The sequence below is a fragment of the Moorena producens PAL-8-15-08-1 genome, assembly GCF_001767235.1.
GTDB classification, from domain to species: domain Bacteria; phylum Cyanobacteriota; class Cyanobacteriia; order Cyanobacteriales; family Coleofasciculaceae; genus Moorena; species Moorena producens_A.
Genome location: NZ_CP017599.1, coordinates 5,413,978 through 5,426,038, shown reverse-complemented (window position 1 = coordinate 5,426,038; position 12,061 = coordinate 5,413,978). Strand labels below are relative to the sequence as shown.

The 12,061-nt window shown below is 43.4% G+C and carries 16 protein-coding genes; 13 read left to right on the top strand and 3 right to left on the bottom strand.

Features of this window, described 5'->3' with window-relative positions; translation table 11 throughout:
- Position 1: 1 nt before the first annotated feature.
- Positions 2–268, top strand: a complete 267-nt coding sequence (locus BJP34_RS19825; RefSeq protein ID WP_070393830.1) for a hypothetical protein — start codon at positions 2–4, stop codon at positions 266–268.
- Positions 269–293: 25 nt separating this feature from the next.
- On the opposite strand, the gene BJP34_RS43800 is transcribed toward BJP34_RS19825, so the two are convergent.
- Positions 294–467 carry a hypothetical protein gene (locus tag BJP34_RS43800; RefSeq protein ID WP_158517324.1) on the bottom strand — a complete coding sequence of 58 codons (174 nt, stop codon included), beginning with the start codon at positions 465–467 and terminating at the stop codon, positions 294–296.
- A 78-nt stretch (positions 468–545) separates the two neighbouring features.
- Between BJP34_RS43800 and BJP34_RS19820 the strand changes: the two genes are divergently transcribed.
- The 12 genes from BJP34_RS19820 to BJP34_RS40310 all read left to right on the top strand — a co-directional run bounded on the left by BJP34_RS19820 (position 546) and on the right by BJP34_RS40310 (position 9,083).
- A complete protein-coding gene (locus BJP34_RS19820) occupies positions 546–743 on the top strand; it encodes a lasso peptide (protein ID WP_070393829.1) in 198 nt (65 codons plus the stop codon).
- Positions 744–831: 88 nt separating this feature from the next.
- A complete protein-coding gene (locus BJP34_RS19815) occupies positions 832–1,038 on the top strand; it encodes a lasso peptide (RefSeq protein ID WP_070393828.1) in 207 nt (68 codons plus the stop codon).
- Between the two features lie 87 nt (positions 1,039–1,125).
- Positions 1,126–1,323, top strand: coding sequence for a hypothetical protein (locus BJP34_RS19810; protein ID WP_070393827.1), 198 nt, complete (start codon positions 1,126–1,128; stop codon positions 1,321–1,323).
- An 87-nt stretch (positions 1,324–1,410) separates the two neighbouring features.
- Positions 1,411–1,608: a lasso peptide gene (locus BJP34_RS19805; RefSeq protein ID WP_070393826.1), complete on the top strand. Its 198-nt coding sequence runs from the start codon at positions 1,411–1,413 to the stop codon at positions 1,606–1,608.
- 224 nt (positions 1,609–1,832) lie between these two features.
- Positions 1,833–2,759: a hypothetical protein gene (locus BJP34_RS19800; RefSeq protein WP_070393825.1), complete on the top strand. Its 927-nt coding sequence runs from the start codon at positions 1,833–1,835 to the stop codon at positions 2,757–2,759.
- Between the two features lie 8 nt (positions 2,760–2,767).
- Positions 2,768–4,585, top strand: a complete 1,818-nt coding sequence (locus BJP34_RS19795; RefSeq protein ID WP_070393824.1) for an ABC transporter ATP-binding protein — start codon at positions 2,768–2,770, stop codon at positions 4,583–4,585.
- 125 nt (positions 4,586–4,710) lie between these two features.
- Complete coding sequence (locus tag BJP34_RS45695) at positions 4,711–4,860, top strand: hypothetical protein (RefSeq protein WP_168166476.1); 150 nt, start codon at positions 4,711–4,713, stop codon at positions 4,858–4,860.
- A 429-nt stretch (positions 4,861–5,289) separates the two neighbouring features.
- Positions 5,290–5,421: a hypothetical protein gene (locus tag BJP34_RS49140; RefSeq protein ID WP_267876318.1), complete on the top strand. Its 132-nt coding sequence runs from the start codon at positions 5,290–5,292 to the stop codon at positions 5,419–5,421.
- Positions 5,422–6,031: 610 nt separating this feature from the next.
- On the top strand, positions 6,032–7,102 hold the full coding sequence (locus BJP34_RS19790; RefSeq protein ID WP_149031068.1) for a hypothetical protein: 1,071 nt from the start codon (positions 6,032–6,034) through the stop codon (positions 7,100–7,102).
- 793 nt (positions 7,103–7,895) lie between these two features.
- Entirely contained in the window at positions 7,896–8,684 is a 789-nt protein-coding gene (gene xth / locus BJP34_RS19780) for an exodeoxyribonuclease III (protein WP_070393821.1), read from the top strand.
- A 17-nt stretch (positions 8,685–8,701) separates the two neighbouring features.
- Complete coding sequence (locus BJP34_RS40315) at positions 8,702–8,881, top strand: hypothetical protein (protein WP_149031067.1); 180 nt, start codon at positions 8,702–8,704, stop codon at positions 8,879–8,881.
- 13 nt (positions 8,882–8,894) lie between these two features.
- Positions 8,895–9,083 (top strand): hypothetical protein, encoded by a 189-nt coding sequence (locus BJP34_RS40310; protein ID WP_149031066.1) that lies wholly within the window; start codon positions 8,895–8,897, stop codon positions 9,081–9,083.
- A gap of 278 nt (positions 9,084–9,361) precedes the next feature.
- Here BJP34_RS40310 and BJP34_RS19775 read toward each other — a convergent pair whose 3' ends face one another.
- A complete protein-coding gene (locus BJP34_RS19775; RefSeq protein WP_202971995.1) occupies positions 9,362–11,467 on the bottom strand; it encodes a response regulator in 2,106 nt (701 codons plus the stop codon).
- Positions 11,468–11,473: 6 nt separating this feature from the next.
- Positions 11,474–11,932, bottom strand: coding sequence for a response regulator (locus BJP34_RS19770; protein WP_324610944.1), 459 nt, complete (start codon positions 11,930–11,932; stop codon positions 11,474–11,476).
- Positions 11,933–12,061 lie beyond the last annotated feature (129 nt).

Sequence of the window (12,061 nt, the reverse complement as noted above, 5' to 3'; positions counted from 1 at the left end):
CTTGGCAGGGAATCTACTTGGCACTGTGGTTTGGGCACAACCAAGAAACACCGTAAGTCCAATTCAGGCTGTAACTACCGTAAATTACTATCAGCAAAAGGAAAGTAAAACCATGCTAAAAACCTACACTACACCAGAGATGATTGTTCACGGCACCATTGAGGAGCTGACCGAAATCAATGGACCTGATCACATTTCAGATGTCTTGATTGTCGGTGGTCAGGTGATAGCTCAATCAGATGACTCACAGAGCATCACCCTACCATAGTGATGTTACGGCTCAATCAGATCACTCACAGAGCATAAACTGCACTAGTGACGATTGTGTTGAGTCTATACAACCGTAACAGGATTACTACTGGTGATAGTGAGTAATTAGCGATGCAGCGCGGTCTTGGGGAGGCAGTGCGGTCTTGGGGGTTCCCCCCATGAGCAACTGCCGTGGTTTCCCCCATGAGCGACTGCATCAAGACAGTGAGTAATTAATAGTTTAAATCAGGGTGTGACTACCTTAAACCCACAATAAGTACAACGAAAGTAAGACCATGCTAAAAACCTACACTACACCAGAAATGATTGTTCACGGTTCTATTGAAGAGCTCACCGAAATCAGTGGACCTGATCGGATGGCAGATGTCCTGATTTTCAATGGTGATTTGAATAATCCCGCAGCTCAATCCGATGACTCAAGCAGCCTAGACTGCGATAACAATGGTAATTGTTCTCCGTTCCAACTACCGTAACAGGATTACTACTGATTATGAGTAATCAATAGTTTAACTCAGGGTGTGACTACCTTAAACCACAATAAGTACAAAGGAAAGTAACACCATGCTAAAAACCTACACTACACCAGAAATGATTGTTCACGGTTCTATTGAGGAGCTGACTGAAATCAGTGGTCCTGATCGGATTGCAGATGTCCTAATTTTCAATGGTGATTTGGCTAATCCTGCGGCTTCATCAGATGATTCAATGAGCCTGGACTGCGATAACAATGGTAATTGTGATCCGTTCAAACTAGAAGACCGTCAGTAACACGATTACTACTAGTAATAGTGATTAATCAATAGTTAAAATCAGGGTGTGACTACCTTAAGCTACCATCAGCAACAGGAAAACACCATGGAAAATAGCTACGCTACTCCAGAGATGATTGTTCACGTCACCATTGAGAAGCTAACCGAAATCAGTGGACGTGAAGCGATTGGAGATGTGCTGATTTTCAATGGTGATTTAGCTAATCCCGCAGCTGAATCAGATCACTCATACAGCCTAGATTGCACAGCAGTTAATGATTGTGATCCGTTCAAACAACGGTAATAGGATTACTACTAGTTATGGTGATTAATCAATAATTCAACTCAGGGTGTGACTACCTTAAACTACCATCAGCAAAAGGAAAACACCATGGACAAGAGCTACGCTACTCCAGAGATGATGGTTCACGGCACCATTGAGGATATCACCCAATTCGGTGGACCTCGTGGGACGTTAGATGTGCTGATTTTCAATGGTGATTTGAATAATCCCCAGGCTACATCAGATGGCTCAAGCAGCCTAGACTGCGATAACAATAATAATTGTGATCCGTTCAAACTACAGTAATATGATTAGCACTGGTGATAGTGAGTAATCAATATGAGTAGCGCTATCACCAAGGGCGAAAAAGGCATTATCTACTACTAAATTATCTACTACTAGCAAGATCATCCCCCAACTCGTTAGTCCTGCAACACTGACTCAGCAGAAGGGTCTTGGCTAGAGTGAGGGGACGCCTTTTCTGCTATCAAGTTCTCCGATCAAGTTTAACCTGCTCCTAAGTATCAATTATGTACATCTATACGGCCTACAACCTTTGTATTCACTCAGAGATTCCCTTACCCGAGCTATTGGAATCTCATGGATCCCCTGATGTGATCATACGTTTCGGGAAATTGAGTCATCTTCCTCCAGAAACAGCCAATTGGAGCAACCGTGTCCTTGGGGAATTGCATGGCAAAGCAAAGGTTTTGATTGAAGATGGGCGAGAGATTACGATCGAACCTGTCACAGGAGTAGACCAGTCCAAGCTCAGCCCTAACATCCTTGGAGCTTGTATGTCTGTGGTGCTACGACAGCGGGGATTGCTAGTGCTTCATGCTAGCAGCATTGTAGTTAACAATCAAGCGATCGCATTCATGGGTGGGTCAGGCTGGGGTAAATCCACCTTAGCAGGAGCGTTTCATCGGAAGGGTTATCAGATCATAACTGATGATGTCATGCCTGTCAACCTTGATCACGGTTATCCTTTAATTATTCCTAGCTTCCCTCAGATTAAACTTTGGCCATCGGCAGCAGATTCTCTAGGACACAATTCTAAGAACTTACCTCCTCTTTACCCAAACGCACCAAAGCTTTCCTACACATTCACTGATGGGTTTCAACGCACTGCTGTACCCCTGAAGCGGCTCTATGTATTGGCCAAGGGAGAGGAACATCAGATTACCAAGCTAACGCCTCAACAAGCTTTCCCTCAAGTAGTTCGTCATAGCCGTGATGTAGATGTGCTAATTGCTCCAGACTGTGTTAGTACTCATCTGCGTCAATGCGCCAATCTAATCAAGACTGTATCTATCTGTCGCTTCACCAGAAAGCCTAATCTAATGGAACTTCCTGATCTAGTTGCCTTGGTAGAGAAAGATATCGAAGAATTAACTACTTCTGATAGTAGTAAAAACAATACCCTCAACACTAGACTTGTAACCTCTAAACTTTAACACCAAAAATGGGAGCAGGCAAAACTTTAAGAACAAAAATCCAGCAAACATTACGCCTTTTGCCTGCACTGCGTCTAGTCTGGCAAAGCAGTCCCTTTTGGACAGTAGCTCGCGTAGGACTTTTGCTGGTTCAGGGGATATTACCTCTACTATCAATTTATCTTACCAAATTAATAATTGATACCGTAACTGACGGATTACTTAATGCTGATAAACAAGCCGTCTTTCGTGATGTTTTACTTTTCCTAATCTTAGCCGGTACAGTTACGCTTGTTACTACTCTTTTGAACTCGTTAGGTGAAGTAGTCAATACTGCTCATTCTCAGCGAGTGACTGACTACATGCAAGGGATTATTCAGGATAAATCCCTAGAAGCTGACTTAGAGTACTACGAAAATCCCCGATACTACGATACATTACAAAGAGCTCAACAAGAAGCGCCCTACCGACCGCCCCGAGTTCTAAATCGTCTCACACAGATAGCTCAAAATAGTATTTCCTTGTTAGCGATGGTGAGTTTATTACTCTCTCTCCATTGGGGAATTGCTGGAATTTTATTTATTGCTGCCATGCCCGCTATGGTGGTGCGAGTAAAATACTCTCGGGTTATCTATCGTTGGCAGCGTAAAAAAACACCCATGGAACGGCAATCCATGTATTTGGGTTATATGCTAACCTCAGACCAGTTTGCTAAAGAAATTCGCTTGTTTGATTTAGGGGTTTTCTTTACTGACTGGTATCGTCGCATCCGAGAGCAACTTTATAAAGAAAAAGTAGCCATTGCCACTGGACGCTCCTTTGCTAACTTTGGTGCTCAAGCCGTTGCAGGAATGTTAATCTTTTCTGTCTATGGCTTTATTGTCTATCAAACTGTTCATGGAGATTTGCGATTAGGAGATTTAGTGCTGTATCACCAAGCGTTGCAGCGGGGACAAAATAATATTCGAGCGTTACTAACTAGTATATCTGGTCTTTATGAAGATAACCTATTCTTAGGTAACCTCTACGAATTTCTGGATCTAAAACCTAACGTTGTTGAACCAACTTATCCCAAACCAATTCCCCACTCCATGAGCCGTGGTATTGTTTTCGATCATGTTAGTTTCCAATACGGTACTACAACTCGTAAGGCACTTACAAACATTAACCTGACGGTGCGACCAGGAGAAACTATCGCCCTAGTAGGAGAAAACGGTTCCGGTAAAACAACCTTAATTAAACTCTTGTGTCGTTTGTACGATCCAACTGCTGGCAGCATCACCATTGATGGGATTGATATCCGCAATTTTAAAATAGCTGACTTACGCCGCCAAATCAGTGTGATTTTCCAAGACTACGCTAAATATAATTTCACAGCTAAGGAAAATATCTGGTTAGCGGACATTGATTTACCACGAGATCACGAAACAATTATTGATGCTGCTCGTCGTTCTGGTGCTGATGAGGTTATCACTAGTTTGCCCCAAGGGTATAATACCATGTTGGGGAAATTATTTGACCAAGGGGAAGAACTTAGTATTGGTCAATGGCAGAAAATAGCCTTAGCACGAGCTTTTTTACGAGACTCTCAGGTGATTGTATTAGATGAGCCTACCTCTGCTATGGATCCGAAGGCAGAATACGAGGTATTTATGAAATTCCGCGAACTGATCGAAGATCAAGCTGCTATTTTGATCACCCATCGCTTATCTACTGTAAAAATGGCTGACCGGATCTATGTGATGGACCAAGGTTCAATTGTAGAAAGCGGTACCCATGCGGAACTGATGCAGTTAGATGGTACTTATGCCCATTTGTTTGAAACTCAAGCTAAAAATTATCGCTAACTTGAAGGTAAGCTATCAGCTATCAGCTATCAGCTATCAGCTTATGTGCTACGCACACGCGTGCGCGTTCAGCTAATGCACTATGGGCATAAGCTAAGCGCTGACCGCTAACCGCTGACTGCTGAATGCTGAATGTTGAATGCTTACCTTATGACTTCCCTACTCCCTACTCCCTACTCCCTACTCCCTACTCCCTACTCCCTACTCCCTACTCCCTACTCCCTACTCCCTACTCCCTACTCCCTACTCCCTACTCCCTACTCCCTACTCCCTAGCTAATGCTATAGCATTTCCATTTGAGATGTGAACATAGAATTAAACCCTTTAGGGAACAGTAAAGTCGGTATATGGTAACATTGGTAAGGAATACAGAGTTTTTTTTTATTAGTAAAAACTACCAGATATATTTACAAATCATTTGTAAATACTCTAATAATTGCTAAAATTTTTAACTCATTTTTAGAGATATTATTTTATTAAATAATTTAAGTTTTATTAAAATTTTAGGTAGTGGTGGAAAAAATCGATTAATTAGGATACAGTTTAATTAATTTGAAGCGCTAAAATTATCAATCTGAATCCGTTTAAGACAGTCTAAATGCTACTCAGGGTAGAATCTGCCATTAGATTCATGAGCCATGGACTGTGAATCAAAATTTAGAATAGTATTTGGAATTAGTACTAGCCGTAAAATCACTGTCTTGATGCAGTCGCTCATGGGGGAAACCACGGCAGTCGCTCATGGGGGGAACCCCCAAGACCGCGCTGCCTTCCCAAGACCGCGCTGCATCGCTGATGATAACCCTCACAATTTTTCCTTATCAAGGGAAAATTAGGGGTATCATTAAAAGCTCAAATACTTGGTATTAAGTTTTTGTGGCGTAAGTCATGACTTTGATAGTTTTGGCAACTTATTGGGTTGTCAACTAGTCAAATTTAACGATAAATCCCTAAACCACAAGGCTGCTTTATTGTCGGCGTTGCTGATTCTGGGTATGGCGCACGCCCCCCTAACCCCCCAATTCTGGGGGGAATAAGACGTTCAAAGTCCCGCAAAGTTGGGGGACCAACGGGGGCTTTAACATGCACCAGATGATTGCGCATTCATTCCTTAATTCAGCAACGCCTTATTGTCAGCTTAAAAAGCTAATTACTAAACCTTAATAGCTAAACGGTGCGCTTACAGTCGTCGAATTAAATTCGCCACGGGTCGCACCGCAACTTAACTACATATAGTGAGGGCGCAAGCCTTGCGCCCCTACAATTAGGCTTAAGCAACGGATGCCAGGGTAATTTTTGAACTGGAATGGCTGATCAAGGGGAGTCAAGAAACTGCTGCATCAGTTTCAAGTGAATTGCATCTACGCGCAATAGTTATTTGAGAAATTAATTATGAGTTTGGATGGCACAATCTCTAAGAAACTATCTAAGTGTTCAGTTGGCGATATGTCTGAAATTGACAGCCAATTAGTGGATTGCAAAGTGTTGGGTGGCAAAAAGCAAAAGCTGTTTTCCTATGTTGCTTATGGTTTGGGAATCCACTCGGCGCTACCAATCCCAGAGTTTATCCCAGCAGAAGTAGAGTGTGATGTGATGATTCACATTCAGAGTAATGATTACAGTACCGGATGCGTTCGCGTAGCGTGGCCGAAGGCCTCCGCTACGCGAACGGCTGAGGCCGTAGGCCACGCTTTGGCGGAAGGCCAAACGCGAACGCCGAATCGCAAAATCAGTGACTACATTCCAAAGGAAGTTATCCAGCAGCCGATGGCTTTGCAGTTGAGTCCAAAGGAGGCGGTGATTTATCTCAAAGACACAGGGCTGTTTCTGGTACAGGGGGGAAACTCGATTACGATCATTCCCGCAGCAGAAGCCTGGCTGAGCCGCATTCAAACGGCTCTAGTAGGAACTGTGATGGCGATTCTGCTCTATCAGCGGGGATTGTTGGTGCTACATGCCAGTGTAGTCAATATTAATGGTGGTGCGGTTGTTTTCTTGGGTAATTCCGGTGAAGGTAAGTCTTCAATTGCTGCTGCACTCCACACTCAGGGATACAGAATCATCACTGATGATGTTGCACCTGTGACGTTGGATCAGGGAACAGCGAAAGTTGCTCCTAGCTTTCCTCAAATTAAACTAAGTCGAGAAGTAGCTAAGGTTTTGGGATATGACCAGGATAAGCTGGCTTTGTTGCTACCGAAGTTAAATAAACCTGGCTATCGGTTAAATCAGGATTTTACCGAAGCGCTACTACCAATCCGCTGCATCTATGTACTGGTTTCAGGTTCACAGTTGAGTATTAAGCGTCTGAAACTTCAGGAGGCGGTGATGGAACTATCCCGTCACTCCCGTCTAAACAGCTTATTTGACTCTGAGAAAGCATGCCATCTTCTTCAGTGTGCTCAGCTTGCCAATCAGTGTAGTGTCTATCGTCTCCAGCGACCTCGTAACTTGGCTTTGTTGCCAGAGTTAGCGAGGTTGGTGGCAGAACACCAATTTATACAGGGCAAAATGTAAAAGGTAACAGGTAATATGATAAATTACCGAAAGCCCCATTATCGATTACTCAAAAAAACCTAAAAGATACAAGCGAGAGTTAGCCACTTAATTTATTGAGTGGTCGTCGTTCGCGTAGCGTGGCCGTAGGCCAGCTTCCCTTTGATTTATCCCGGCCATCGTGCTATAATGAAAGTACGAGTAAGGACAAGGTTGGTTGCGTTGATTTTTTGCTAGTACGGTTAAATTCCGGCCAGTAAGAGACGGGGAAATCCTACGACTATGGCACAGGCAAGTGATAGCAGCAAAAAGTAGCAATTTATCGCCCTAATTTGTTGGTACAACCACTCTGAAAGCTATTTGAATCAAAAGTAAATCCACAGGTTAACTTTTTGAGTTAATCCGTTCGCGTAGCGTGGCCATAGGCCAGGGAAGTAGAGCAGTTTTGAGTCTGCTACAACGGTACAGGCTGGATTCATTTCTAGTTAGTATTGTGAGCGTCGTGGAGCGTGGTTTTAACCCGCGTAACGACATCAGCTTAGAATCCCTGGGTTTTCAAACCAGGGAGAACTCAATTCGAGCTCCTAATCAACTGTTATCAAAAACTGTAATAAACCCCTTCAAACTAGTTGAAGGGGTTTACTTTAATCTGTCCGAGGTGATATCTATTCCTTTACCGCTAAACTAGCCTGTTTAAAACTATGGTAGTCTTGTTTTCGTGTCTGAGTAGAAGGCATCTATATCTTGCTCCCCAACGCTGGTGTAGAGGTAGTTGCTGTCTGTTCTTGACTAAATCTAATCACCTGTAGGACTAATGAAAATCGCTACCTGGAACGTCAACTCAATTCGGAGTCGCCAAGCTCAAGTAATAGATTGGTTGCAACGGACCCAAGTAGATGTACTTTGCCTGCAAGAAACTAAAGTAGTCGATGCCCAGTTTCCGCGATCGCTTTTTGAAGAATTAGGGTATTACCTTTATGTTTCTGGGCAAAAATCCTATAACGGTGTAGCCATCTTTAGCCGAAAACCAGCCACAGAAGTAACTACTGGCTTTGCTGCGGTGTTGGATACAGTTCAGGTCGGTGACTTAGATGAACAAAAGCGAGTGATTAGCGCTACAGTAGATGGCGTCCGCATTGTTAACCTCTATGTTCCCAATGGGGCTTCGGTGAACAGTGAGAAGTATGACTACAAGCTACGTTGGCTGAAGATACTGCGGGACTATTTACACAGTATCCTACAAGAACAGTCCCATGAACTTTGTGTATGTGGGGACTTTAATATTGCCCCAGAAGACCGGGATATCCATGATCCTAAAGGCAAAGAAAAGCATATCATGGCGTCCCCAGTAGAACGTCAAGCCCTACAATCTGTCTTAGACCTAGGTTTAGCAGATGCCTTTCGCAAATTTACCAAAGAAGGGGGTAATTTTAGTTGGTGGGACTATCGCACCCGTGCTTTTCGGGGTAATCGGGGTTGGCGCATTGACCATATCTACCTAACCCCCAATCTTTACAATCAAGCGATTAGTTGTACCATTGACATAGAACCGAGAAAACTAGATAAACCTAGTGACCATGCCCCTGTAATCGTCAACTTATAGTCAAGTTTTATAGGGAGTTGCATTCAAAGAGAGTAGATTGGTTGGATAGGGAGATAGGGAGATGGGGAGATGGGGAGATGGGGAGATGGGGAGATCTCACAGGGGTAGGTTTTTTACATTTGGGTAAAACATGGGACGACTCAGAGGAAGAGGAAAAGAAAAACAACGAACAAATGATGATTTTAACGACAAATTAAGTATATTCTCTTGATGCAGTCGCTCATGGGGGAAACCCCCTGTTCCCTTGCTGCATCGCTTTCTTATCCCCCACACCCTACACCCTACACCCTACACCCCACACCTGACGTCAAAGTAAAAAACATACCCTTGAAAGGATGGGGAGATGGGGAGATGGGGAGATTGGGGGAAGAGAAAGTTGTACCTTTGACCGCAACTTAGTATTAAAGGGAAAAGCTATGCAAATGGAAAATGGAAAATGGAAAATGGAAAATGGGAATTAAACTTAATAATTAAAATTAACAACTAAAATCAATAATTAACAATTCTAATTAACAATTAGAGCAGTCGAAGTAAAGGTTAAGAAATGTTTATTATCCCTGCTCCCTGCTCCCTGCTCCCTGCTCCCTGCTCCCTGCTCCCTATTCCCTATTCCCTATTCCCTGCTCCCTAAAACCGATAACTTTGTACTCACCAAATTGAGAACTGCGATATAAAAATTAACGACCTTTAAGCACACGATCAATAGCCTGCAATAATTCCTTAGCGGTGTAAGGCTTAGACAAAAAGGTCTTAACCCCAGCTTCAGCCGCCGCATCGACTTTATCACTGATAGGCAACCCACTGATGCCAATAATTTTGATCTCGGAGTTAATTTCTTGCAATCGAAGGATAGTTGCTGGTCCATCCATAACTGGCATCATCATATCCATCAGCACCAAGCTAATATCATCCTGATGTTGCCTATAGAGTGCGATCGCTTCCCTACCATCCCTGCTACTCATCACCCTATAGCCATAGTTTTCTAAGGAAGTCTTGGTAATCTCACCAATAGCCGCTTCGTCATCCACCACTAAAATCAACTCACCGTTTCCTGTCGGTAGTTTTAGTTCTTCCTCGACAGGAATTGGAGAGTGTTCTACTGCTGGCAAATATACTTTGAAGTGAGTACCTACGCCCACTTCACTATACACATTCACAAAACCGCCGTGACTTTTAACAATACCTCTGACCGTAGACAAACCCAGTCCTGTACCTTGACCGATTTCTTTTGTAGTGAAAAATGGCTCGAAAATTCTTGGCTGTATTTTCAAGGGAATACCAATGCCAGTATCAGCAACGGTCACCACAATGTAGGGACCGACATAAGCATCAATATGCATCCTGGCATAGTTTTGATCTAAAAAAATATTTTGGGCAGACAATGTCAAGGTTCCACCATCAACCATCGCATCACGAGCATTGATGCAGAGGTTCATCAACACTTGGTGCAGTTGTGTGGCATCGCCAGATACAGACCAAAGATTGGGGTCGATATCCGTAGACAGTTCAATGGATCTGGGAAATGTTTCTAGGATAATGTGGCGAATTTCCCGAATCAAATGCCTGACTTGTAAAACCGTTCGTTGACCTGTAACACCCCGAGCAAACGATAAAACTTGCTTGACTAAACCAGCCCCGCGCCTAGCATTATTCTCTACAGTTTTTAGGAGTTGCACATGCCGCTGATCTGAGATTTTAAGCTGCAACAGTTGAGCGGACATTAGAATAGGAGCTAATAAGTTGTTCAGGTCATGGGCAATGCCCCCAGCTAAGGTACCAATGCTCTCCATGCGCTGAGCGTGGAGAAACTGAGTTTCCAGTTGTTTCTTCTCAGTTATATTAGTATTGACAATCAAGATTGATTTGGCCTGTCCCTGAGGATTTTGCACCAAAGTCCAGCGACTTTCAACAATAATTTCTTTGCCATCTTTGGTGACTTGATTCAACTCACCATACCACTCCCCTGTTTTGGCAACACTTTGGTCTGCCTCGGCTAGGTCAGCTGGTGCTTGTTCGTACAGCAGTAGATGCTCTTTTTTCCCAATCACTTCTGCTGCCTGCCAACCATAGAGACACTCGGCCCCTTTATTCCAAAATGAGATAGTATTGTCTAGATTCCGAACCAGAATGGCATCGGTTGCCACATCCAACAAAGCCGCTTGTTCCCGAATTTTTTGTTGGGCTTGCTGGCGCTCAAGGGCATAGCGGATGGAACGCTCTAGTAAAGGTGCTCTGAGCTGACTCTTATCCAGGTAATCTGCTGCCCCAGCTTTCATTGCTTCCATGTCAACCTCATGGTCTCCCTGGGCAGTGAGGAGGATAATCGGTGCTGTACACCCCCTGGCAATGGCTTCACCCAGGAGTTCAAGTCCATTATGCTCACCAAGACGGTAGTCCAGTAGATAAACATCATGCTGGTTCTGAGCAATCATTTCTAAGCCCTTAGCATAGGTTGCCACCCAAGTCAAGCTAAATCTAGCCCTCCGGTTTTCCGACAGTAAATCACGAGTTAGAATATAGTCATCTTCGTCATCATCAACGAGTAATACATTAACCAAAGGGTTGTACATTGGTCTGGCACCAGAGGAATCGAAGGAAATTAGTCGAGAGTGGTGAGTTCTGAGTTCTGATTTGGGTAAGCAATTTGCCAGGTCTGTGATCAACGAACATTGATGAGGGTCGGTTTTGGAAATAGTCCTGAGTGGATCAGTCTTTAGTGGTACAGTAGAAACATCAGAAGAAACATCAAAACGTTCAGCTTGCGGTTGTGAGTATTTACTCATGGCAGTCTATTTATTCCCTTCGGGGGGCAATTCGGCGATGTCCAACCAGTACTTTTTTAACGTTTGCATCACCTCAATTAGGGAACTATAGGTGACAGGCTTAACGATGAAAGAATTTGCTCCTAAGTTATAACTATGATAAATATCTTCTTCAGCCTTTGAGGTAGTCAGCACCACAACTGGTATAACTCGTAGATTAGGATCAGCCCTAATTTCTCTGAGGGCTTCACGACCATCTTTTTTCGGCATATTCAAATCCAGTAGGATTAAACTTGGACGAGGGGACATCCTGGCCTGGGTGTGTTTACCACGGTGATACAGATAATCCATCAATTCCTCGCCATCACTGACAAAGTATAGCTCATCGGTCAACTTACTCTCTAACAGAGCCTCCCTTGCCAACAGACAATCATCCGGATCATCATCTGCCATTAGAATTACCACGGGATTTCGGCTTTCATTCACTAAGCATTATCTCCTCGACCAAAAATTATAAAGGAATTATAAAGTAAATATGAAGGGATTATGAAGTATAAAGGGATAAATTTGAGGTATTTTATTGATTAGTCACTCAACTACTAGTATGTTTTCATT

Coding starts and splice junctions, on each gene's coding strand:
- BJP34_RS49140 (WP_267876318.1), top strand. CDS start 5,290: ATGCAGTCGCTCATGGGGGAAACCACGGCAGTCGCTCATGGGGGGAAC.
- BJP34_RS19815 (WP_070393828.1), top strand. CDS start 832: ATGCTAAAAACCTACACTACACCAGAAATGATTGTTCACGGTTCTATT.
- BJP34_RS19820 (WP_070393829.1), top strand. CDS start 546: ATGCTAAAAACCTACACTACACCAGAAATGATTGTTCACGGTTCTATT.
- BJP34_RS19790 (WP_149031068.1), top strand. CDS start 6,032: ATGTCTGAAATTGACAGCCAATTAGTGGATTGCAAAGTGTTGGGTGGC.
- BJP34_RS19810 (WP_070393827.1), top strand. CDS start 1,126: ATGGAAAATAGCTACGCTACTCCAGAGATGATTGTTCACGTCACCATT.
- BJP34_RS40310 (WP_149031066.1), top strand. CDS start 8,895: ATGCAGTCGCTCATGGGGGAAACCCCCTGTTCCCTTGCTGCATCGCTT.
- xth (WP_070393821.1), top strand. CDS start 7,896: ATGAAAATCGCTACCTGGAACGTCAACTCAATTCGGAGTCGCCAAGCT.
- BJP34_RS19800 (WP_070393825.1), top strand. CDS start 1,833: ATGTACATCTATACGGCCTACAACCTTTGTATTCACTCAGAGATTCCC.
- BJP34_RS19775 (WP_202971995.1), bottom strand. CDS start 11,467: ATGAGTAAATACTCACAACCGCAAGCTGAACGTTTTGATGTTTCTTCT.
- BJP34_RS43800 (WP_158517324.1), bottom strand. CDS start 467: ATGCAGTCGCTCATGGGGGAAACCACGGCAGTTGCTCATGGGGGGAAC.
- BJP34_RS45695 (WP_168166476.1), top strand. CDS start 4,711: ATGCTGAATGTTGAATGCTTACCTTATGACTTCCCTACTCCCTACTCC.
- BJP34_RS19795 (WP_070393824.1), top strand. CDS start 2,768: ATGGGAGCAGGCAAAACTTTAAGAACAAAAATCCAGCAAACATTACGC.
- BJP34_RS19805 (WP_070393826.1), top strand. CDS start 1,411: ATGGACAAGAGCTACGCTACTCCAGAGATGATGGTTCACGGCACCATT.